Origin of the sequence: Alistipes sp. An116, from assembly GCF_002161005.1 — a bacterium.
In the GTDB taxonomy this organism is placed as follows: Bacteria; Bacteroidota; Bacteroidia; order Bacteroidales; family Rikenellaceae; genus Alistipes; species Alistipes megaguti.
This window is the reverse complement of record NZ_NFLR01000007.1, coordinates 24649-46423: the sequence shown is the minus strand read 5'-3', so window position 1 is coordinate 46423 and position 21775 is coordinate 24649. Positions and strand designations below refer to the sequence as shown.

20 protein-coding genes and 1 riboswitch are annotated in these 21775 nt (G+C 60.8%); of the genes, 3 read left to right on the top strand and 17 right to left on the bottom strand.

The window, feature by feature from the left end; translation table 11 throughout:
* Nucleotides 1-4 precede the first annotated feature (4 nt).
* The 4 genes from B5E60_RS06405 to thiS are packed head-to-tail and all read right to left on the bottom strand — an operon-like array spanning nucleotide 5 to nucleotide 2196.
* Entirely contained in the window at nucleotides 5-772 is a 768-nt protein-coding gene (locus tag B5E60_RS06405; RefSeq protein ID WP_087310476.1) for a thiazole synthase, read from the bottom strand.
* The gene (locus B5E60_RS06400) at nucleotides 769-1395 is read right to left on the bottom strand and encodes a thiamine phosphate synthase (RefSeq protein WP_087310474.1); all 627 of its coding nucleotides are present in this window, start codon (nucleotides 1393-1395) and stop codon (nucleotides 769-771) included. Before B5E60_RS06400 ends, B5E60_RS06405 begins: the two co-directional genes overlap by 4 nt.
* A 7-nt stretch (nucleotides 1396-1402) precedes the next feature.
* On the bottom strand, nucleotides 1403-1999 hold the full coding sequence (locus B5E60_RS06395) for a thiamine phosphate synthase (RefSeq protein ID WP_239403251.1): 597 nt from the start codon (nucleotides 1997-1999) through the stop codon (nucleotides 1403-1405).
* Nucleotides 1996-2196, bottom strand: a complete 201-nt coding sequence (gene thiS / locus B5E60_RS06390; protein ID WP_087310472.1) for a sulfur carrier protein ThiS — start codon at nucleotides 2194-2196, stop codon at nucleotides 1996-1998. The genes B5E60_RS06395 and thiS overlap by 4 nt, the downstream gene beginning before the upstream one ends.
* A 41-nt stretch (nucleotides 2197-2237) precedes the next feature.
* A riboswitch (TPP riboswitch) is annotated at nucleotides 2238-2382 on the bottom strand.
* A gap of 251 nt (nucleotides 2383-2633) precedes the next feature.
* Here thiS and B5E60_RS06385 point away from each other — a divergent pair.
* The 3 genes from B5E60_RS06385 to B5E60_RS06375 all read left to right on the top strand — a co-directional run bounded on the left by B5E60_RS06385 (nucleotide 2634) and on the right by B5E60_RS06375 (nucleotide 4837).
* Nucleotides 2634-3599 (top strand): alpha/beta hydrolase, encoded by a 966-nt coding sequence (locus B5E60_RS06385; RefSeq protein ID WP_239403249.1) that lies wholly within the window; start codon nucleotides 2634-2636, stop codon nucleotides 3597-3599.
* Nucleotides 3600-3601: 2 nt separating this feature from the next.
* A complete protein-coding gene (locus B5E60_RS06380) occupies nucleotides 3602-4195 on the top strand; it encodes a DapH/DapD/GlmU-related protein (RefSeq protein ID WP_087310468.1) in 594 nt (197 codons plus the stop codon).
* A gap of 69 nt (nucleotides 4196-4264) precedes the next feature.
* Complete coding sequence (locus B5E60_RS06375) at nucleotides 4265-4837, top strand: cyclophilin-like fold protein (RefSeq protein ID WP_143260683.1); 573 nt, start codon at nucleotides 4265-4267, stop codon at nucleotides 4835-4837.
* Nucleotides 4838-4844: 7 nt separating this feature from the next.
* Here B5E60_RS06375 and B5E60_RS06370 read toward each other — a convergent pair whose 3' ends face one another.
* The 13 genes from B5E60_RS06370 to B5E60_RS06310 form a co-directional block, all read right to left on the bottom strand.
* Nucleotides 4845-6449, bottom strand: coding sequence for an MFS transporter (locus tag B5E60_RS06370; RefSeq protein ID WP_087310464.1), 1605 nt, complete (start codon nucleotides 6447-6449; stop codon nucleotides 4845-4847).
* The gene (locus tag B5E60_RS06365; protein ID WP_087310462.1) at nucleotides 6446-7513 is read right to left on the bottom strand and encodes an HlyD family secretion protein; all 1068 of its coding nucleotides are present in this window, start codon (nucleotides 7511-7513) and stop codon (nucleotides 6446-6448) included. Before B5E60_RS06365 ends, B5E60_RS06370 begins: the two co-directional genes overlap by 4 nt.
* Nucleotides 7514-7711: 198 nt before the next feature.
* Entirely contained in the window at nucleotides 7712-9031 is a 1320-nt protein-coding gene (locus B5E60_RS06360) for a TolC family protein (RefSeq protein ID WP_087310460.1), read from the bottom strand.
* Nucleotides 9012-9455, bottom strand: coding sequence for a MarR family winged helix-turn-helix transcriptional regulator (locus tag B5E60_RS06355; protein ID WP_087310458.1), 444 nt, complete (start codon nucleotides 9453-9455; stop codon nucleotides 9012-9014). Before B5E60_RS06355 ends, B5E60_RS06360 begins: the two co-directional genes overlap by 20 nt.
* Before the next feature lie 265 nt (nucleotides 9456-9720).
* Nucleotides 9721-10716 carry a peroxiredoxin family protein gene (locus B5E60_RS06350; RefSeq protein ID WP_087310456.1) on the bottom strand — a complete coding sequence of 332 codons (996 nt, stop codon included), beginning with the start codon at nucleotides 10714-10716 and terminating at the stop codon, nucleotides 9721-9723.
* A gap of 372 nt (nucleotides 10717-11088) precedes the next feature.
* Nucleotides 11089-11826 (bottom strand): hypothetical protein, encoded by a 738-nt coding sequence (locus tag B5E60_RS06345; RefSeq protein WP_087310454.1) that lies wholly within the window; start codon nucleotides 11824-11826, stop codon nucleotides 11089-11091.
* Between the two features lie 27 nt (nucleotides 11827-11853).
* The gene (locus tag B5E60_RS06340) at nucleotides 11854-12492 is read right to left on the bottom strand and encodes a hypothetical protein (protein ID WP_239403248.1); all 639 of its coding nucleotides are present in this window, start codon (nucleotides 12490-12492) and stop codon (nucleotides 11854-11856) included.
* Between the two features lie 566 nt (nucleotides 12493-13058).
* Nucleotides 13059-13385, bottom strand: coding sequence for a DUF2149 domain-containing protein (locus tag B5E60_RS06335; protein ID WP_087310451.1), 327 nt, complete (start codon nucleotides 13383-13385; stop codon nucleotides 13059-13061).
* Nucleotides 13382-13984, bottom strand: coding sequence for a MotA/TolQ/ExbB proton channel family protein (locus B5E60_RS06330; RefSeq protein ID WP_087310449.1), 603 nt, complete (start codon nucleotides 13982-13984; stop codon nucleotides 13382-13384). Before B5E60_RS06330 ends, B5E60_RS06335 begins: the two co-directional genes overlap by 4 nt.
* Before the next feature lie 4 nt (nucleotides 13985-13988).
* Complete coding sequence (locus B5E60_RS06325; protein WP_087310447.1) at nucleotides 13989-14687, bottom strand: hypothetical protein; 699 nt, start codon at nucleotides 14685-14687, stop codon at nucleotides 13989-13991.
* Nucleotides 14687-18949 (bottom strand): cobaltochelatase subunit CobN, encoded by a 4263-nt coding sequence (locus tag B5E60_RS06320; protein WP_087310445.1) that lies wholly within the window; start codon nucleotides 18947-18949, stop codon nucleotides 14687-14689. Before B5E60_RS06320 ends, B5E60_RS06325 begins: the two co-directional genes overlap by 1 nt.
* Before the next feature lie 3 nt (nucleotides 18950-18952).
* Nucleotides 18953-21103, bottom strand: coding sequence for a TonB-dependent receptor (locus B5E60_RS06315; RefSeq protein ID WP_087310443.1), 2151 nt, complete (start codon nucleotides 21101-21103; stop codon nucleotides 18953-18955).
* A complete protein-coding gene (locus tag B5E60_RS06310; RefSeq protein WP_087310441.1) occupies nucleotides 21103-21756 on the bottom strand; it encodes an HmuY family protein in 654 nt (217 codons plus the stop codon). Before B5E60_RS06310 ends, B5E60_RS06315 begins: the two co-directional genes overlap by 1 nt.
* Nucleotides 21757-21775 lie beyond the last annotated feature (19 nt).

Here is a 21775-nt window from a genome sequence, read left to right as displayed (position 1 = left end):
GGTTTTAGTCGAGGAACGAGGTCAGCGGGCTGCTTGCTTCGGCATGGCGCGACTGGGCGCCCAGTCCCGATTCATAGGCTTCGCGGCCCGCCTCGACGGCGCGTGCGAAGGCCCGGGCCATCCGTTCGGGATCGCCCGCTACGGCGATGGCCGTGTTGACCAGCACGGCGTCGGCCCCCAGCTCCATGGCTGCGGCGGCGTGCGACGGCGCGCCCAGGCCGGCATCGACCACCACGGGAACGTTGCTCTGTTCGATGATGATCTCGAGCAGTTCACGCGTCACGAGACCCTTGTTCGTGCCGATCGGTGCCGCAAGCGGCATGACGGTGGCGGCACCGGCCTCCTCGAGGCGCTTGCACAGCACGGGGTCGGCCTGGATGTAGGGCAGCACGACGAAGCCCATCTTGGCCAGCTCCTCCGTGGCGCGGAGCGTTTCGATCGGGTCGGGCAGCAGGTATTTCGGATCGGGGTGGATCTCCAGCTTGATGAAGTTCGTCCCGAAGGCCTCGCGGGCCAGCTGGGCCGCCAGAACGGCCTCCTCGGCGTTGCGCACGCCCGAGGTGTTCGGGAGCAGCTGCACGCCCGGACGGCGGATATGGGCCAGCAGGTCGTCCTGCGGATTGGACATGTCGACCCGTTTCATGGCCACGGTGATCATCTCGGTCTCCGAGGCGGTGATGGCACGCGACATCAACTCGTTGGAGCTGAACTTGCCCGTGCCGACGAACAGACGCGAACGGAACGTCCGTCCGCCGATTACCAATTCGTTCATGATTTGTGTTGTTTTAGAATATCGACGATTTTGCGAGTCTCCTCCGTGGGGTCGGCGGCGCCGAGCAGCGCTCCCGAAAGGGCGATGCCCGTGGCTCCCGTGGCGAGGATCTGCGCAATGTCGGCGGCCGTGATGCCGCCGATGGCCACCACCGGCAGCGTGATGCCCGCCGCGCGGCAGCGTGTGAAGATCTCCCGGTAACCCTCCAGCCCGAGGATGGGGCTCAGATTGCGTTTGGTTTGGGTGAAGCGGAACGGCCCCAGCCCGATGTAGTCGGCACAGGCCGCTGCGGCCCGTTCGATATCCTCGAACGTATTGGCCGTCGCGCCGATGATCGTTCCGGCGGCGAGCAGCGTGCGGGCCTCGCGCGGCGGCATGTCGTTCTTGCCCAGATGGACGCCGTCGGCACCGAGTTCCGTGACCAGGTGCACGCGGTCGTCCAGGAGGAACGTCGCGCCGTACTGGCGGCACAGGCGTCCCACCTCGCGTCCCACGCGCAGGAACTCCTCGTCCGGGGCATCCTTCATGCGGAGCTGCACCCAGCGGCAGCCCCCCTCGAGGACGGCCCGTGTGCCCGAGATTTCGTCGTATCGGTCGTTCCGATGTGTGATGAATTGCAACATGGTTTTTCTATGCGTTTCTGTACTGTTCGATCCGTCGGAGCGTCTGCCGCAGCCCCTCGCGGGAGGTGTCGCGCCAGATGCACCCCAGCAGCGCTGCACCTCCGAATCCCACGTCGCGCAGCAGCGGCAGCCGTTCGGGTTCGACGCCGCCCAGTGCCAGCGTCCGCGCATCGATCACCCCCTGCCGCGAGGCCCGGCGCAGCACCTCTTCGTCGAAGGCCGACCGGTAACCGCTCTTGGAGATGCTGTCGAAAATCGGGCTCAGAAAGCGGTAGTCGGTCGTTGCGGCGCAGGCCGTGAGCTCCCCGAGCGTGTGGCACGAACGGCTCCGCAATCCCGCGAAACCCTTCGGCGCCTCCGGATTGCGGCCGTTGAGATGGACGCCTCCCAGCCCGTATTCGGCGGCCAGCGGCAGGTGGTCGTGCAGACTCAGACGCGGGTACAACGCCTCGGGCAGCGACTCGATGAGCCGCCGCATGGCGCCCTCCTCCGACGCGGGTTTGCGCAGGTGGAGGCGGTCGACCCCTGCGTCGAGCAGGCGGCCGATCGTCTCCGCCTCGCCCCGGACGAAGTCGGGCGCCGTGATGACGACGATCCGCATCATCCTCCGCAGACGGCTCGGATGACGGTGATCTTCATCCCCTCCTCGAGGGGTTTCGAGGCCCATTCGCTGCGCGGCACCACGCGGTTGTTCACCGCAACGGCAACCCCTTCGGCGGGGATTCCCTCGTGCGCGAGCAGTTCGGCCAGACTCATCGGAGTCTCGACTCCGACCGGCTTGTGATTGATGGTTACTTCCATGATGGATCCCGTAATTTGCAGAAGACGTGCCCGTGAGAAATTACGGTCTATGAACAAGTCCTTTCGTCGGTGTTGCCCGCATCAAGTTCATAGGGTGTGATCTCAGCCTTTGCGTGGAACCTGCCCGCCGGCGGTGTGAATCCCGTGCGGCGTCCGTTTTTCCCGAAGGCACCCCTCTTGTGTCGGACAAATATAGCGAAAAAATCGGTTCCGACGTCTCTGAACGGAAAAAAAACATCTTCAAGGGCGTCGGCCAATCCGTAATTGGGGTTGTAAAATCGGTAATTCATCTACAGCTTTTCCCGAATCTTCTTCCGATCTTTGTATCGGTGAATCGGGCCGGTCTCCGGATCCGTCCGACGGCTGAACGATAACCCGTAAAAACGGCGACCATGAAACGGATATTTGTCTTTGTCTTATTTTTAATACTGGTAACCATGAACAGCGTGCAAGCCCGGAAGAATGACCGGACCTTTGCGCCGAGCGATCGGGTCACCGTCGAGCGTGTCCATTTTCGGACCCGTTTCGGCACGACCTTGGCCGGCGATCTCTACAAACCGAAAAATGCCGTGGGCAAACTGCCTGCCCTGGCTGTCTGCGGCCCCTTCGGCGCCGTCAAGGAGCAGGCCTCGGGGCTCTATGCCCAGACGATGGCCGAACGCGGCTTCGTAGCCGTGGCCTTCGACCCCTCGTTTACCGGTGAAAGTACGGGCGAACCCCGCTACATGGCTTCGCCCGATATCAATACCGAGGATTTCTCGGCGGCCGTTGACTTCCTTGTGCTGCGCGACGACGTCGATCCCGAGCGCATCGGCATCATCGGCATCTGCGGCTGGGGCGGTCTGGCCCTCAATGCCGCCGCCATCGACACCCGCATCAAGGCCACGGTCAGCTCGACGATGTACGACATGAGCCGCGTGACGGCCAACGGCTACTTCGATTCAATGGATGCCGACGGCCGCTACGAACTCCGCCGTCAGCTCAATGCCCAGCGGACCGAAGATGCCCGCACGGGCACTCATGCCCTGGCCGGCGGGGTGGTTGATCCGCTGCCTGCCGATGCCCCGCAGTTCGTCCGGGACTACTACGACTACTACAAGACGCCGCGCGGATACCATCCCCGCTCGCTGAACTCCAACGGCGGCTGGGCCCGTACGTCGGCCCTCTCGTTCCTCAATACGAAGCTGCTCTCCTACAGCGACGAGATCCGCTCGGCGGTGCTGATGATCCACGGCGAAAAGGCCCACTCGCGTTACTTCAGCGAGGATGCCTTCAAACGCCTCAAGGGCGACAACAAGCAGTTGGTGATCATCCCCGGCGCCAGCCACGTCGATCTCTACGACCGGATGGACATTATCCCCTTTGACCGCATCGAGCGTTTCTTCCGCGATAATCTCCGATAACAATGACACTCGAAGCCTTTCTTGCACATGTGGCCGCACGCCGGTCGCTCGATACGCCCGAGATCGCGGCCTTGATGAACGAGATGAACGACCGTGCGCGCCGCATCACCTGTGCGATCAATGGTGCCTACCACACGCAGGAGGAGCTGCGCGAGTGGATGGGCCGGCTGTTCGGTCGGCCGGTCGATCCCACGTTCCGCCTCTTCCCTCCCTTCTACACCGATTTCGGCCGCAATATCCACCTGGGCCGCAACGTCTTCATCAATGCCGGCTGCCACTTTCAGGACCATGGCGGTGTCTGGCTGGGTGACGGTGTGCTGGTGGGCCACAACGTCGTCTTCGCGACGCTGAACCATCGTCTCGATCCGGCGCATCGGGCCGAAATGATCCCGGCACCGATCATCGTGGGACGCAACGTCTGGATCGGCTCGAACGCCACGATCCTCCAGGGGGTAACGATCGGCGACGGAGCCGTCGTGGCGGCCGGAGCCGTCGTGACGCGGGACGTCGAGCCGAATACCATCGTCGGCGGAGCCCCGGCCCGCCGGATCCGCCGCATCGAGGTCGGCGAGGCTGTCGAATCCGATAAACGGTAACCGGACCTGCGGGCGGAGCGCGTTGGAGACTGTCCGCCGGCCGAAGGTCGCAACAATACGCAGAACACAATGAAAAAACGCATGTTTTTGATGGCGCTTTTCGGCTGGATCTTTGCCGGAGTTGCGGCCTGCAGCCCGGAGGATGCCGGGACCGTCTCACCCGCAGGCGGGCAGGGGACGGTCCAGACGCCCGGTTCGGGGTCGGACGACGAGACGCAGACTCCCGCAGACCCCGACGACCCGAATGATTCGGACACCCCCGGAGAGAATGAAAATGACGATCAGAACCCGCAGAATATGAAAATCAACGTAACGGTGGGCGGCCGCACCTATACGGCAACCCTCGAAGACAATGCCGCCGCACGGGCCTTTTTCGGGCTGCTGCCGCTGGAGTTGGACATGACCGAACTGAACGGCAACGAGAAATACGCCGATCTGCCGCAGAGCCTGCAGACGGCGACCTTTCGTCCCGGAACCATTCGTGCGGGCGATCTGCTGCTGTGGGGCAGTTCGACGGTGGTGCTCTTCTACGAGACCTTCTCCTCGTCGTACAGTTACACCCGGCTGGGGCGTCTGGACGATCCCTCGGGACTGGCCGCAGCCGTTGGCGGCGGCAGCGCCCGCGTGACCTTCGCCCGGTAGGAAAGGATCAGACCATATCGTCGCCCGCCTTGGTGAACTTCACGCGGATGGTCTTGTGGAAGGGAATGAAGCGCGAAATGACCGCGATGACCAGCGAGACGACAAACAACCAGCCGAGAATCTCCTTCAGCGCCAGCAGCAGACTCTGCTGCTGAAGGGTCGTGTGCAACGAACCGGTGGCCAGCTGTACCGCTTCGTTGTAGCTGTGGCCCTGGGCCAGCGACGCGTTCAGCGACGAGGTGTAGCGTTCGGCGGCCAGCGGATCGGTCATCGTGATGTCGGCGGCCAGCGAACTGAAATAACGCTGTTGCAGCCGGTAGAGCGTGTTGCTGTAGAACGACGTGGCCAGGATCGGCGCCAGCACCGATCGGCTGGCAATCAGGAAGAAGGCGTTGTGGATCAGGTAGCGTTCGTCCAGCTCCTCGACGGCAAACAGCGCAAAGGCGATGATCAGCACCAGCATGCCCGTGCCGCGGATGAAGATCGGGATGAAGAGGCTCTCGTAGGTGCTGTCGGGCGAGATCCCGAAGTAAAGCATCCCGAAGAAGAGCGCAAAGCAGGCCATGCCCCCGGCGATGAGGAAGCGGAAGCGCCACTGCTGCCAGCGGAACCACCAGAAACAGATGAACGCCCCGAGGATGTAGCCCGGCAGCAGGTAGATGTAGAGCGTGTAGGTGCGAGTGGCGTCGACCTGCAGGATGGTGGTCATGTAGTTGGTCAGCAACGTGGTCGAGGTGCTGAAGAACATCACCAGCATCATGTAGAGGTAGCCCACGATGGCCTTGGGCTGGTAGAGCGGCGCCAGATTGACGTAGGGCTTGCGGGCGTGCCACTGCGTCCAGAGGAAGTAGGCGATCAGCATCGGCGCAACCACGATGTAGAGGCAGATGCGCGGCGAAGAGAGCCAGTCGAGCAGTTTGCCGTAGTTGAGGGCGTACATCAACATCAGTATTCCGGCGGAGATGACCAGCATTTCGCGAAGGTGCAGTTCGCGCAGCGGCAGCGGACGGTTGGGCCGGTCGTGGCGGTAGCAGACGGCCACGATGAGCAGCGCCACGAGCAGCAACAGCATCATGAAGTAATACATGTACTTCCAGTCGTAGCGGTAGGCCAGTTCGGCCGTGATGATCATCGACAACTGGCCGAAGCCGAAGACCACCGGATAGAAGTAGGCGTAGAACTCGCTGCGGACATCCTTCGGACTGAAGATCTTCTTGATGCGGCGGATGCACCACATCATCAGGAAACCCTTCAGGAAGCCGATGAAGAAGCTGCAGACAATCAGCGTGTCGGCGCTCTGCGAGCGGGCGCAGATCCAGCTCAGCACGAACTGCAGCGCCAGGTCGACCAACAGTAGCGCCTTTGACGAGAAGGCGGCGTGAACCTTCGGAACCAGCGGATAGGCGATGCACATGCCGGCCGACGTGGCATAGAAACCCATCGTGATGTCCTCGGTATTGGTCCCCAGCGTGTTCGAGACCTCGAGCATGCTGCCCGTATAGGAGCCGTTGAGCATCGTCACGGGCAGCAGCACCGTGAAGAGGCTGACCACCCCCAGCCAGTCGGGAACCCACCGTCGGACGGGCAGTTCGAGTTCGGCGGTCGTCATCATCGGCGCACGGCTTCGGTTTCGACCATCATGCCGGCACGCAGCTGGCCCATCTCCTCCTGCGAAATGTCAACCAGGTCGATGCGCACCGGGATGCGCTGCTGCACCTTGACGAAGTTGCCGGCCGAGTTGTCGGTCGGCACGAGCGAGTATTTCGATCCCGTGGCCTCGGAGATCGCCGTGACGCGGCCCCGGAACGTGCGGCCCGGAAAGGCATCGACCTTGACGATCACCTCCTGTCCGATGAAGATATGGGCGATCTGCGTCTCCTTGTAGTTGGCCGTGATGTACTTGTCCTGGTTGCGCACCATGTAGGAGATTGTCTGCCCGGCCTGCACGAACTGGCCCGGTTCGAGCGTACGGCGTCCGATGTAGCCGTCGTAGGGGGCCGTGAGGGCCGTGTAGCTCAGATTGAGCCGCGCCATGTCGAGGTCGGCCTCGCAGCGCAGAATGTTGGCCTCGGCGCTGACCGTGCGCTTGCTCGCCTCGGAGTACTGCGAGACGGCCGCCTCCTTCTGCGCCACGAGCGCCTGGTAGCGGGCCTGCGCCGCGTCGTACGACGCCTTGGCCTGTTCGTACTGCTGGCCCGGGACCGATTCATCGCGCATCAGCCGTTCGAAACGCTGGAAGTCCTGCTCCGTCTGCCAGAGTTTGGCCTTCGCCTCGGCGATGTTCGCATCCTGCACCGCGACGTTCGTCCGCGACGTCTCGATCCCCGAATGGATCACCTGCTGCGTGCCGTGGGCGTCGAGCAGCGCCGCCTCGGCCTCCTTGACCCGGATGCGGTATTCGCGGTCGTCGAGCACCAGCAGCGTGTCGCCCTTGTGGACGAACTGGTGCTCGGTGAAGCGCACCTCGCGAATGTAGCCCGCCACGCGGATGTTGATCGGCGCCACGTACTGGTCGATCGAGGCGTCGTTCGTCACCACGTAGTTCTTGTGGCGCCGGAAATAGTCGGCCGTTACCCACAGTCCCGATCCTGCCAGCAGGATGCAGACGACGTTCAACACGATGTTGCGGTGGCGTTGCTTGCGAAGCTCGTCGCGTTTCTTACTCCAGTCTCCCATGCTTTCCTAACCTTTTTTCCTTTCGTTTGTTCTTCGTTTCGTCATCCGTCCGCCGCACTCGTTCCGTGCGGGGCCCCCCTCCCTTGGGCCGGGCCTGCGGAGTCGGTGTCTCCGGGCCGCTTCGGCCGCCTCCCGGAGGGATTCGTGTGCGGGCATTCGGGGCTTCGTCCCTCCGGCGAAGGCCCCTCCATCGGTCAATTACAGCCGCCCGATGGCCCGCTGCAGTTCGTAGTAGGTGTAGATCACCCGCGTGCGGGCCGCCGTGAGCTGCAACTCCACGTCCAGCCGCACGCTGTTCGCATCGAGCAGGTCCGTCAGAATGGCCAGCTGGTTCATGTAGCGGTTCTGCATGATGCGGTAGTTCTCCTGGGCCTGACGCGCCGAGAGCTGCAGCGCCTCGACCTGCTGCACGGCCTCGCGGTGACGCAGGAAGGCCGTGCGGACCTTCACGCGGATGCGCTGCATCTGCTGCTCCTCGGCGTTGCGGCGTACATCGACCGCCACGCGGCTCTCGCGCACCTTGTGGCGGCCCTTGTAGAGTGCCGAGAGCGGTACGGAAACCGACAGACCGACGTTCCACGTGTTGTTGTAGAGATCCTCCATCGTGCGGGCAATGGGCCGTGCCAGCGTGTTCGAGGCGTAGAGCGAGAGGTCGGGACGCAGCGCCGAGCGGGCCAGATCGACATCCGTACGGGCCATCTCGGTCTGCATGCGCAGCTGCTTCATCGTCGGATCCTCGGCGCAGGCCTCCTCGACGTAGTGGTCGTAGTCGTCCATCGTGATGGCGCGGTAGAGCAGCGTCGTGTCGGGAACGATCAGCCGGCTCTCGTCGATCCCCAGCAGGATGTCCAGCTGCTGCGACACGAGGGCGATGTCGTTGTCGGTCTGCTGCAGTGACAGGCGGTCGTTGGTCAGCTGCATCTCGCTGCGCAGCACGTCGTTGTTCGTGATGAGCCCCTCCTCCTTCATGCGGCGGATGTCGTGCAGGCGTCGTTCCGACTCCTCGATGTTGCGCGACAGCACCTCCTGCTCGCGGTAGAGGCTGAAGAGCTGCATGTACTGGCCGAGCAGATTCAGCTTCAGGTCGGCGGCGTCGGTTTGGCTCTTCAGGGCGGCCAGCGTGCGCTCCATGCCGGCACGGCGGATCGAGTGGCGCAGTTTGCCGCCCCGGTAGAGCGGTTGCGAAAAGTCGACGGCGTAGTTCTGCGACCAGTCGGGCGAATCGGGGCGGTAGGGCTCCCGCAGCCCCTGGCGGAAGATCACCGGCTGTCCGGCAAAGCCGCCGCGCAACCCGACCGAAAGGTCGGGCAACCGGTTGGCCCGGGCCTCCTCTTCGCGGATCCGTGCGGCATCCTCCTCCAGTGCGTCGGCCTGCAGGGTGAGGCTCTGCTGAACGCCCAGTTCGAAGAGCCGGGCCACCGGCAGAAAGAGCGTGTCGCTCTGCGCGGCGGCCGGTTGCAGCCCGGCGGTCGCTCCCAGTGCAAGGAGAAGAAGGTTCCTATATGCTTTCCAGTTCATGCTGTATGCGGGTTAGATCCGACGTCATGACACGGAGACATTCCGGCCCGATGCTCTGTTCGAAGCGGGCGTAGAGGTCGTTCAGGATCGGCAGGATGCCGAGCCAGAAGCGTTCGCCTTCGGGCGAGAGGTAGACGCGTTTGTTGCGTCGGTCGGAGGGCTCCGCCCGGCGTTCGATATAGCCGCGTTTCTCGAGGGTGGTCATCAGGCTGCTCAGACTGGCCTTGCTCCGGGCCGTGCGTTCGGCCAGAATCTGCTGCGTCGAGCCCTCCTCGCGCCACAGGCAGCTCATCACCTGCAGCATCTCGAACGTTACGCTGATGCCGTGGCGTTTCAGCGTGCGTTGAAGGCACTGGCGGAAGGCGATCCGCATCCGCACGATCTGTAGTTGAAACTCCCGAAAATCGTTGCCTCCGTTGGTCATGATCCTTGATTCCGGCCGCAAAGATAGTTCATTTTGTGCGACAGTCAAAATTTTGACTATCCCCATCTCCTTGTCCGGCTCTTGTCTTTGGCGCGCGTCGCACTTGCTGTCAGGGAGTTTCGGGCAGTGCGATTTTTTTTCGAACGGCCTCACTGCCGGGACCGCCGCAGCCGGAGTCTTCATCCGCGAAACCTTCCGGGCCGTTCAAGCAAAGAGCCGCCCCCGTAAAAAGAGAGCGGCTCTTGCCATTCCGGTTTTTCAGATCCTATTTGGCAAAGATCTCATCCATGCGTTGAGCGAGTTCCTCGCCGCGCAGGTCGAGGCCGATGATCGTGCCATCACGGTCGATGATGAACATGCGCGGAATGGCCTGTACGCTGTATGTCTTCGCCACGTCGCAGTCGAAGGCCTTCAGCGAGGAGACCTGAATCCAGGGCAGCTGCTCCTCCTCGATCGCCTTGAGCCAGTTTTCGCGTTTGTTGTCGAGCGAGATGCCCACAACCTCCAGTCCGTCGGCGTGGTGCTTTTCATAGATCTTCTTCACGTTGGGCAGCTCGCCGCGGCAGGGTGCGCACCACGAAGCCCAGAAGTCAAGCAGCACGACCTTGCCGCGCAGGTCCGAAAGGCGGAGTTCACCGCCGTCGACCGTCGGGAGCGTGAAATCCGGGGCCTTGGCGCCGATGTTGACCGCCTTCAGACGGGCGATCTTGTCGGCCAGATTGCGGCCCAGATGGCTCTGCTTGACGCTGTCGGTCAGCGTGTTGAACAGACTGTCGATCGTCTTGATCGGGTAGCGGGGCACCATGAAGTCACTGATCATGTAGGTGATCATCCGGCAGTTGCGGGCCGAGTCGATCAAAGCGAAGAGCGTCTTGTTGAAGTCGTCACGCGCTCTCTTGGAGCTGGCCTTTGCCTCCTCATCCTTGGCGGTTCCTTCACCCAGTTCGACGAACATGTTCATCAGTTCGATCGAGAACTGCAGGTCGATGAGGCGCTGTTCGGGACTGCCCTTGACCGTTACGTCGATACCCGAGGGGTTGAAGGGGTTGCCCTCCTCCTCCTGTTTGACCGTCAGTGTGACGGGCGTTCCGTCGAGGAAGATCTCCTTCGTCCGGCGCTCCTTGTAATCGGAGCCCTGCTTGCCGAAGAGCAGCGTGGCCTTTTGTGCATAGTCCAGCTCTCCCTGGAGATGGAAGAGCTTGTCGGCGGCGAGCAGAACCTTGAGGCGTGAATATCGGGGTGTGAGCCGCCTTACGGACAATCTCTTCGTTTTGTCGGAGGGTTGGATGCCTTGGGGGAGATGATCCGCGGTTTGCCGTTGAATAATCCGTGGCAGATGCTTCGGAGTAGGTGGCGTTCGGAGTTGCGAGGCCTGTTTTATGAAAAATCTCACAATACCGAAGTATTGTGAGATTGGTATGATTTCAGCTTGGTTAGAGGCGATGCCGTTGATGTTATCCCGGTCCCCGTTGATGTCATTCCGACCCCGTTGATGTCATTCCGACCCCGTGGATATCATTCCAGCCCCCCGTGGATATCATTCCGGCCCCCGTGGATGTCATTCCGGGCCTGTCGTTTTTCAAGGTTCCAGCCGGCCCTTCCCCGATTTGTATGGTTCCTGTTGAACGGATGGCTACTTTTCGTTGGAGCCCTTCTTGTCGGGAATCGGATAGGGCAGATTGGCCGCCTGGTCGCCCATCTGCTCCAGATAGGCGTCATACATGTCGAGGATCCACGCATCGTTCTCCCCGGCCTCCTTCTTGTGAACCTTGCCCTCGGGGCCCTTGAACCACTTCTTGCAGAAATCCTGCAGACCCGGATAGCGATCCTTCATCAGCACCGAGTTGACCAGCATGTAGGGATAGACAATCCCCTCAGGGTCGTTGTGGAAGCGGATGCCGTAGTTGGTCTGGAGCGAGCGGCCCATGTTGTTCCGTCCCGATGCGACCCAGATTTTCCACCAGTAGGTCGTGGCGTTTTTGCCCACTTTGTTGACGCAGAAGAGCATCTGCATGGTGTGGTAGCGGTTGGTTAAGTTGGGGCTGGCAAGCGGGTGCGACTCCCAGCGCACGCCGTCGGGATGGCTCGTCGTGGTCTCCACGTAGTCGATGCTTACGACATCGTCGGCCGTATATTTGATCGGCTCCTTGCTATCGGGCGTTTTTGTAACTTTGAACGAGTAGTTCTCCTTCTTGAAACGTGAATTCTCGGCGTACCAGCCGCGATGGACATAGCAGTCGACCTTTTCGCCCGACTTGAGGGTGACGATCACGTGGCTCGACTCGGCATCTTCGGGGGCCTTGGCTTCGGCTGGGGAGATCATACCGATGGTGGTTAATGCAGCAAGTGCACAGAGGAAAAAGTGTTTCATGACTATCTTAGGTTAGTGACTGAATTTTCAATGAGTTGCAGGTTGATACGCCTCAAGCGTCAGAATGATCTTGCTGCGGTCAGAGGTATTGGACTGGAGAATCTCCGTGGCCAGTTCGGGATCATCGGCCACATAGGCGGCTACCGATTCGCGGAAGCGGTCCTTGCCCCGGCGGCTGGCCGATCCGGCGTCATAGAACTCCTCTTCGCCCGTCTTGCGCAGGTAGTAGGCCGTGCGCGAACGGCTCAGATAGCGATACTTGATCAGCACCTCGATGCCGCCGTTCGAATCGACGCCGTATCCCTTCTGTGCGAAGATGCCGACGCAGATATGCGGCGTCTCGAAATAGACCCATAGCCAGCCGACTTTTCCTGCGGGGATAAACTTCTGTGGATGTTCAGGTGCCGTGGCGTGCCAGCAGACGATCGAGTCGATCTCCTCGTAGCGATAGACCTCCTTGCTCTTGTCCTTGTAGAAAGCACGTCGCAGCAGTTTGACGTCCTGCGCGTGTTTGGGGAGTTCGATGCGGTCTTTTTCGCCGCATTCGATTATACGCCCGTTCTTGAGATAGATGCGCCCCTGAACGGTCGAGGCAGCGTGTGCTCCGGAGACGGCCAGGACGCACAGCAGCATCAGCAGTGTGATACGAAAGATTCGTGAATGCATGTTGAAGAGATTTGGTGGGTTCAGAATATTATAGTATAATTCACTAATTTACAGGGACTTGATGTACGGTTTTCTTGTCCGGTCACAAATCAGTCACAAATCACTGCTGTTATTTGACAGGGGTTTGTCTGCATTAGACTCGATGTAAAATTATAGTATTTTTCTTAAATGTGCAATTTAATTTGTGACTTACGAATATGTTTATTCCAGCATGATTTTCCCAAATCTTAATTCTGTTTTCAAAATCTCATATACATAGGCCGAACTGTAAATATTTGTTAAAGAACATATTGTCCAAGTTTTAGCATGATTTTATCTTTGCCAATAGATCGGAAGAATAAAAAGCCGGTCGAGCAGGATTCATGGACAAGAAATACGACCGTCTATATTTCAGGGGCGGACGTTTTTTCCTAAACAGAGGTAATGTTTCCGATTTAAATCCTTGTTTTCTGATCGAAGAGTACTCCAGACCAGTTGGTAGCTATTGGTAGAGTGAGATGGGTGGATGACAAAAACGCCCTCAAAACTTGGTTTCGAAGGCGTTTGGCAATCAGAACAGGGGACAGTCACTCGGGGACGTAGATGATCTCGCCGTTTTCCAGCTCGTAGGCCACGCCGACCTTGCGGCCGCGCTTGCCGCTCTGCGACTCCTGATCCTCCGAAGGGGTGTAGCGGTTGATCCGCTCGCCCTCCTTGGTGATGATCTCCATGTTCTCCTTGCCCGGGTTCTTCACCACCGTGAAATCCTCCCGGCTGAACACCTCGGTCATGTTGTAACGGCTCACCAAAGCCACCATCAGCGCCACGGCGAAGACCATCGCCACGTCGAACAGGTTACTCACGACGCTCATCGGGTCGCTCTCCTCGTCGTGCTTCAGTAAATTGCGTCTCATCGCTTCCCGGTTTGGGCATTCAACAACTCCGCTACGAACTCCAGGTTGGACAGATCCTTCAGGTACCAGCGCTGCTTGACCTGCTGGGTGATGAAGCCGATGGCCGCGGCGAACAACCCCACGACGGTCGTGGCAAAGGCCACCTGCATGTTGTAGGCCATCGAGGCGATGTCACCCGTCGAGAGCCCCACCAACGCCGGGCCCATCGGGATGAGCGTTCCCATCAGCCCGAGCATGGGGCCCATCTTCGAGAGCGTCTTTGAGGTGGCGAGGTCGCGGTCGGCTTCGATCTCGAAATCGGCAAGCAGCCGTTGGCGAAGAGGGGCATTGTCGCGGGCCTCAAGCAGGCGGTTCAGGTAGACCACGAGCAGCGACGGATTCTTTTGGGGAAGACGCTCGGCAAGCGTGGCGACCGTCTGCGGAGTGAGCCCATCCAGTTCGCGTCCGATGAGTGAGGCCGTACGGCGGATGGCAAGATACTGTCCGAAGAAACTGCCGATCAGCAGCAGCGAGCGCCCGAAGAAAAAGATCAGCAGAACGATGTCCGGAACGAGCAGACCGGTCGAGATCCAATAGAGAATGTCGGAAATGTAATTCATGGTTTTATTTCTGTTTTTTATTCATACGTTTCTGTTTGATGCGGAAAACCGCCACGCCAAGCAGCAAGCCGGCAGCGACAAAGGCCATCACTCCACCCAGAGACGGCCAGTCGACAGAGGTGATACCGGCAACGGCCGTGCGGCCGTTGACCGTGGCGATAATTCCCAGAATGGCAATCAGTGCATTGGTGAGGAAAAGCAGTTCGAGGCGGATCTCCTTTTCGGGCAGAAGGTGCTTCAACGCCCAACGCCCCAGAGGAATCGCTGCTGCCACAATTGCGGCCAGCGACCAGGCCGTCAGCGGGAAAGAGGTGCCGGGCAGGGCAAAGATGGCGGCGACCAGCAGGCTGAACAGCACCGGGAAGACGAGCAGTCCCGGAAACCAGCGCAGCAGGCGGTAGATCCAAACGACGGAGGGTTTTACGCGTCCTGCCGTGTGGATGTGTGCCGCAACGACGCAGAAGGTCATCTGCAAGGCGACTTCCAGTGTAAGGAGGACCGCCATGTCGAGCATCAGCGCGGAGTCGGCGAGCCAGTCCGCGATCTGGTTTTTCGACTGCTCGATGGCCCATGGCCACGCCAGCCCGACGAACAGGGCACAGACTACGGTCGAAAGAGCCACAAAGAAGGGCTTGCGCCAGGTCTGCTTCACGAGGTAGTTGAAGCAGACCACGATCATCATGACCAGTACGACGGTTTCCATCAGGCCTCCATCTTTTTGCGCCGGCGGCGAACGACAAGGACCAGCACCGCAATAATGCCGATTACCAGCACGGCGACAACCGTGTTGCTGACCAGCGTAGTCGTGCGGTCAGAGGAGGTAGCAAGCTCCTCGCGTTTGAGCACCGTACCGCCCTTTGTGTCGAGCGAAGCCTCGTGCACCTCGCGGATCTGCCGCTGGTAGTTGCGGGCAGCTTCGGGCGTACTCTTCGAGGCGATGAAGCCGCGCAGTTTGGCGTTGTCGCAGACGAATTCCGAGCAAGAGGGGCCGTGTGTGCCGACCAGCTCGGTGTGGAGGGCGGCAAGTGACGCGAGCTGCTCGTCCGAGGCCTGCCACATCCCCTTGCGGGCCGTTTCGAGCATCACGGCCGAGATCTCCTCCAGTGCCGCGGGGTTCTGTCGCTCGAAATAGCCGCGGAGTCCCATGCCGAACTTGTCCTGCACGTAGACCCGGTAGATCTCGTCCCAGAGCTCGTTGTCCACCACGTCGGGCTTCATGACGTTCCAGCCGTAGGTGTTCTGCACCACCGCGGCAAAGCCTGCGGCGGCACTCGCCCCGCCCTGTATCTTCTCGCGGATGTAGTTCGGGTTGAAGATCGTCGTGCGGCTCTCCACGCCAATCGCCTCCTTGAGCTCCTGCATCCGCACGCGGTTCCGGTTGCGGTAGTCGCTCAGGTAGGCATCGGGTTCCCGACCCGTGACGTTGCGCACGGCGAGGTTCATGCCGCCCATGAATTCGTAGACGTGGTCGAGGCTCAGCGCTCCCCACGTATTGCTCTGGCGGGGTTGCACGACAGCATCCGTGTTGGTCAGCGCCGCTTCGAGGGCATATTGCTGCACCTGCTCCCAAGCCTGCTCGCTGCCGTAATAGGCGCCCATGTTCTGCAGGTAAACCGCTGCGATCTCCGAAGAGTTTTCCCAACGATCGCCGCTCTGCACCATGCCGGTAATGCCCGTGCCGTAGTTGCCGTTGACGCCGCCGAAGACCCGATGGGTCGAGATTTCGCGCGCCTCCCGCGGCGAAAGCCCCTTGTTGATAAGCGTCTGCTCGGCATCGACGACGCCCCGGGCCACGAAATTCTCATAGCTGTCGTCCTTCGCTGCGGCAGCCATCTCGACGGCCCGCGAGATGAGGAACAGTCGCGATGCCGCCAGATCGCGCAGCTGTCCACTGGTTTGCACCACGACGTCGATACGCGGACGCCCCAGCTCCTCGGAGGGGATGAGCCGCAGGTCGCTCACCCGGCCGAAAACATCACGGACGGGCTCGACGCCCAACATGTAGAGCACCTGCGCGAGCGTTGCCCCCTCGGTCTCAATGAACTCACCGCTCCAGAGCGTGTAGCTCACCTTGCGGGGCAGCGAATCGTGGTGACGTTCACGGTACATGCGGATCGTCTCGTCGGCCAGCTCGCGGCCACGCTCCCATGCCTGTTCGCTCGGCGTTGCCTCGGCGTTCACGGCGTAGAGGTTACGGCCTGTGGGCAGCGTGTTGGGGTTGGCAATCGGATCGCCACCCGGCGAGGGGGCCGTATAACCGCCGTTCAGGGCGTTGGTGAGTGATGAAAGCTCCACCTCGGGGCTCTCTTCAAGCGCACGGCGGTAGTTGTCGACGTTGCGGATCGTGCGTTCGAGCTCGGTCACCACCCGGGCAAATTCGCGATCCTCTTTCGAATACTCTTTTCCAAGACCCGTCATGGCGGCTGTCGCTTCGGTCGGCATGGCTGCGGGCTTCTCCTCTGCCTGTCCGGTGTTTGCCGGTCGTTTGCCGGTCTTCGGAATCCACGAGGGGTGTTTCGATGCTCCCTTGCCCGACTTGGGAATGCCGGCCGGATGCTGCATCTGTGCTCCCGAAGAGGCCATCACCATCATCCGAGCCATCATCTCCTGCGGGGCGGAGAGCAACTGCCGGATTTCGCGGGCCTTCTCCAACTCCGCGGCCGAGATGCCGCCCGTCGCACAGATAAAGGCATCGGTCGGCTGCTGCGCTCCGCTCAAAAGACGCCCGACCAGATCGCGGGCCGGTTCAAGATAGCGGCGCGTGAAGAGCGTGCGGTGTTTTTCGAGATCGGCAGAGGCCCGGCCCCGGAACTTGTCCAGCGCCAGCAGCGAATAGGCGATCGGCTCGGTGGACATGGCGAAGAGGCTGCTGCGGATGCGTTCCGGCGAATAGGGTCGGCCCATCGTATAGAGTTCCCCGGTGATCTTCTCCGCGGCCAACTCCTCGGCAAAGGACTCGATGCGGGCGATCTCCGCCTCGGTATAGGGTTCAGTCAGCAGCGAGTCGAGCCGCAGCTCGCGGTGGATGCCCAGTTCGACGGTCAGCCGCTTGACGCGCAGCGCCGCAACCCGTGTGTCGGGCTGTCCGTCGGCGTAGAGCAGGTCGTTGTATGTTTGGATCGCCGTGTTCAGGTCGCGGTAGATGCCACGCACGCCGCTCTCCATGAAGGGAGGAGTCAGATACGATTGCAGGGTGGCATAGGCGCGGCGTTTGGCAATGATGCCCTCGCCGACGTTGCCGATCGAGTAGATGTAGAGGTGCGGTGTGGCTCCAACCAGCGCGTCGGGCCAGTCGCTGCCGCTCAGGGCCACCTGTTTGCGGGGCGTGAACTCCAGACTGCCGTGCGTACCGAAGTGGATGATGGCATCAGCGCGGAAAGCGTAGCGGGCCCAAAGGTACGAGGCAATGTAGGCGTGGGGCGGCGCGGCGTCGGTGCCGTGGACGATGGCGAAGTCGTCGTCGCCCGCCCCGGCCGCCAGCTGCGGCAGCAGCACGATATTGCCCAGCTCGATGCGCGGCAGCGCCAGCCGTCCGGCGTCATCGGACAGATAGCCGCCCGGGAATTCGCCGTCGAGAGCCCGGACCTCCTCCATCTGTTCCGCCGGCACGGCATCGGAGGTCCACGCGGCATACTCCTCGGAGGTGATGAGCGCCGGTTTGCCGTTTTTCAGAAATTCGGCCTTGGCACCGTGGGCATAGTCGTTGAAGACGGCTCCCTGCTGCTGGATGAGAGCCGCCAGCCCTTCCGGCGTCGCGGGGAGATGCTCCACGCGGTAACCCTCGCCGCGGAGCCGTACGAGCAGGTTGTAGAGCGACGGAATGACCTCCATACCCGAGGCCGTCAGGGTATTCTGCCCCGGACCCTTGTAGTAGTAGATCGCTATGCGCTTCTCACTGTTGGGTATGCGTTGCAGGACAATATGGCGGTTCACCGTCTCGACGAAGCGTTCCAGCCGCTCGGGGATGGCATGAACCTGCTGGATTCCCTCGCCGTCGAGGCGGTGTCCGAACAACACCTGGGAGCGGATCGCTCCGTCGATCTCGGGCATCACGACACTCTGCGACAGGAAACCGCCGTTCATGCCCATCTTGTCGGCCTCCCATTCGTCGACCATCCGGTTGACGTTGAGCGGTGAGAAGAGCGGAATGTTCTGGCGCGTCAGGTACTCCACGACAGCATCGCCCAGGCGTCCGTGGGCCATGTTGATGACGGCCGACGGACGGATCGAGTCGGCCTGCCCGTTCCGGATCGCCGCCGGCAGGTTACGAAGAGGATAGACCGTGTTGCCGGTCTCCTCCAGCCGGGCAATCAGTTCGGTCGGCTCGCCCATCTGTCCCGTCACAATCACCCGCGGGGCATCCGGTTTCAGCAGACCGTGCCGCGACAGGAAGGTTTCGTAAGTCTCCACGCTGTCAAAATCCAGCTCCTCCGCCTCGGGATCCGAAGGGTCGGCATGGTAGAACTGTTTCAGGTCGCGCACCATGGGCGGTTCGGGCTCATCCGTATCAAACCGCTTGCCGTCGACCGTACGGCGAAGGGTGACGAGCAGGTTGCGGTAATTCTTCCGGCCGCCGCCGTTGAGGTAGCCCTTGACGGCCGCCAGCGTCGCGGAGTCCGCCGAGACAATCTCGTTGGCAGGATTGGTCGCCATGGTCGTGATAACGGTAAGCCCCCGGTCGGCGGCATGCTGTAGCGCGGCCCGCTCTTCGGCCGTGATGCGGAGGCCCATGCCGTTCATCAGTACCACGTCATAACGCCCCAATCGGCCGAACTCCGACGGTTCGACCGAGGCAAGACGGATCCGCGCATGGCCATTGGCCCGGGCGATCTGGCCGAGCGTCGTAGCCTGGTAATTTACAAAAGCGATGCGTGTGGCCGAGAACCAGCGATTCCAGACCATAATGCCCGTTACGACGGCAAGCAGGAGCACGCCTGCCCAGATCATTGGTATCTTCTGTTTCATTTTTTATTTGCTCTTGAAAAATTGTTCGAGATTCAGCGAAAGACCCACCGAACAGGTCGTACCGATGGTCGTGGGCGAATTGCTGTAATAGTAGTCGGGCCGGTAGTTGAAGAGGTTGTCGACGGCCAGCGTGAGGTCCATCCCACGCCACAGACGTTGCGTAAGGCTCAGTTTCCAGATCGTATAGCCCGGATAGGTCTGCCGCACGGTCTCCTCGTAGGAGGTCAGTTTGGTATAGACGTCGCATGTGACGGCAGACAGCCAGCGTCCCGACAGCGACACGTTCAGACCGTAGTTCTTCCACTGCCTGTCATACGCCAGGCGCGCCGTGGCCGCATGGGGTCGGGTCGAGGAGAGGAGGGGCTGTCCCCGCTCGATCATCTCGTGCGTGTAGGCATACGACACGCGCCACGAGATGCCGCACGCATATCGTCCCGACGCATTGGCCTCGGCCCCGGCCACCTGCAGAGGCGACATGTTCGTGTAGACCTGTCCGTCAAGTTCCTGGTTCCAGACCGTGGTGATGCGGTTGTCCACCAGGTTGTAGAATCCCGTGACGGTGAAATTGTGCTGCCCGGCCATGTATTCGGCCGAGAGCGAGAAGTTGTGGCTTGTCTCGGCTTTCAGTTCCGGATTTCCGTAGATCATGAAGATGTTGCCCATGTAAAAGTCCATGTACATCTCCTTGAGGGTCGGGGCGCGGAATCCGCCTGCGTATGATGCCCGAAGCGAGCAGTTTGCAACCTTATACATCACGCTGAGTTTCGGAGAAAGGTGCGAGAGGTTTGCCGCCGAGAAATGGTCGAAACGCAGGCCCGCAATGAGGTTGAATCTCCGGTGCGGGTTCCAGTCGAACTGTGCGAAGGCATCGGCCGTATGCTGCGTATGGCTGCCGTTGTCCGTAAACTGGTAGGACATCAGGTAGTCTCGCATGTAGTCGCCGCCGACGGTAAGGATGTGCTTTCCGGAGAACGTATGGTTGTAGAGCGTACGCAGGGTGTGCTGCACGTTGCTGTAGTCGCGCACGTCACGCGACGTGGGGACCAGATAGTCGCTCTTGTCGTACTGGTCGAAGGCATAGGAGAGTTCCAGATCATCGGACTGCGAAATCGCCCAGTTGCCCTTCAGTCCGCCCGAGAAGCTGCGGTAACGGTCCTTGATGCTCTCCGAAGCGTCGCGCTCGCGGTAAAAGTAACCTGCCCGGGCCGTGAATTTCAAACCTTCGGCCGCCGTGAATACGAGCCGCTCCTTGATGTTGAGCGACGAATTGCCGAATATGGTGCTGTAATCGCCGACCTCTGCGTTGTCAGTCCCCTTCGAGAGGTCGATGGCGTCGATCGAAGTGTACTGCACGTTGGTCGTCGAGTTGAACCGGCCCTGATTGAGCCCGATTGATCCGCCGTAACGCTGCTCGTTGTGGGCCCCGTAACGGCCGTTCAGGTTGACCGACCACGGCTCCCGCGATTCGCGGCTGATGATGTTCACCACGCCGCCGATGGCATTCGACCCGTAGAGCGACGAAACGGCCCCCTTGACGATCTCGATGCGCCCGACGTTGTCCATGTTCAGACGGCTGTAATCGACGTTGTCGAGCGTTTCGCCCGCCAGGCGCTCACCGTCGACGAGGAAGAGCACCGAATTGCCGCCGAATCCCGACATGTTGAGCGCAACCTGCTGGTTCATCGAATAGGAGAACTCGATGCCCGGCAGTTCGCTTTGCAGCAGATCGCCGACATGCGTCGCATCGACCTGCTTGATATCGGCCTCGGAGATGACTCGGGTGACAATCGGCACATCCTTCAACAGTTTCGGGGTACGGGTGGCCGTCACCACCACCTGATCCATCATCGTGGAGCGCTCCGCAAGCCGGAAATTCAAGGGCCCGGTCTGGCCGGCAGCGATCTTTTCGCCGGCCGGTTCGTACCCGATAAACGAGGCGCAAAGCGTATACGTCTCTTTGTCCGGAAGTGCAATTTTATAACGACCCTCCGTGTCGGTCACGGCACCGAGTGACGGCAATTCCTTTACGGTAACGGCCGCCCCGGTGAGCGGTCTGCCTGCCATGTCCGAAACGGTGCCGGATATCTTGTATTGCGCCTGCGCGTGCAGCGCAAACAGCAACCCCAAAAGAGACAGTACCAGCAGTTTCATCATTATTCAACGGGATAGAGGTAGTCAATGGTCATGTAACCCTTTACGGCTGCATCGTTCATGAAGTTTGCGAGGCGCAGGGCCGCAAAGGTACCGTCCTTCAGACGAAGCAGATAGATCTTCCCCGAGAGGGTGTAGATCGGCGGCATGGTCGAGGTATCGACATCGAGCCAGCGCGAAAGGCACGGGTTCCAGTAGTCCTCGGCGTAGAGAATGGTGCCGTCCATCATCTGCGACATGTCGACCGTAATGCGGTCGGTGGTCCATTCATCGGCCGTCCACTGCTCCCCGGAAACCGATTCCGGAACGGTAAGCGCATCGAAAGACCCCGCCTGGCTTTCCAAAACGGTGCCGCCGTTGGTCTTCGTGTCATATCGGTGTACGGCAAAATCCCACGTTTCGGGAGCCGCGTCACCCACCTGTGTCGTTGTCAGCTGTTTGTCGTGCAGATCGACATAATGCCATTCGGTGTAATCCGTGGCGTTGATATGGATCCGTCCCGTACGGGCCTCTTCATCGATGAGGATAAACCCATATTCGTTCCCGGTCTCGGATGTGGGCATATCATAAATACCCTCGAAGATGCCGTTGCAGGCCGGGAGCGACAGCAGCAGTGTCGCTCCCGACAGGAACAGCCCAGCCTGTTTGCAGTTCATGGCCAATCTCGCTTTTTCC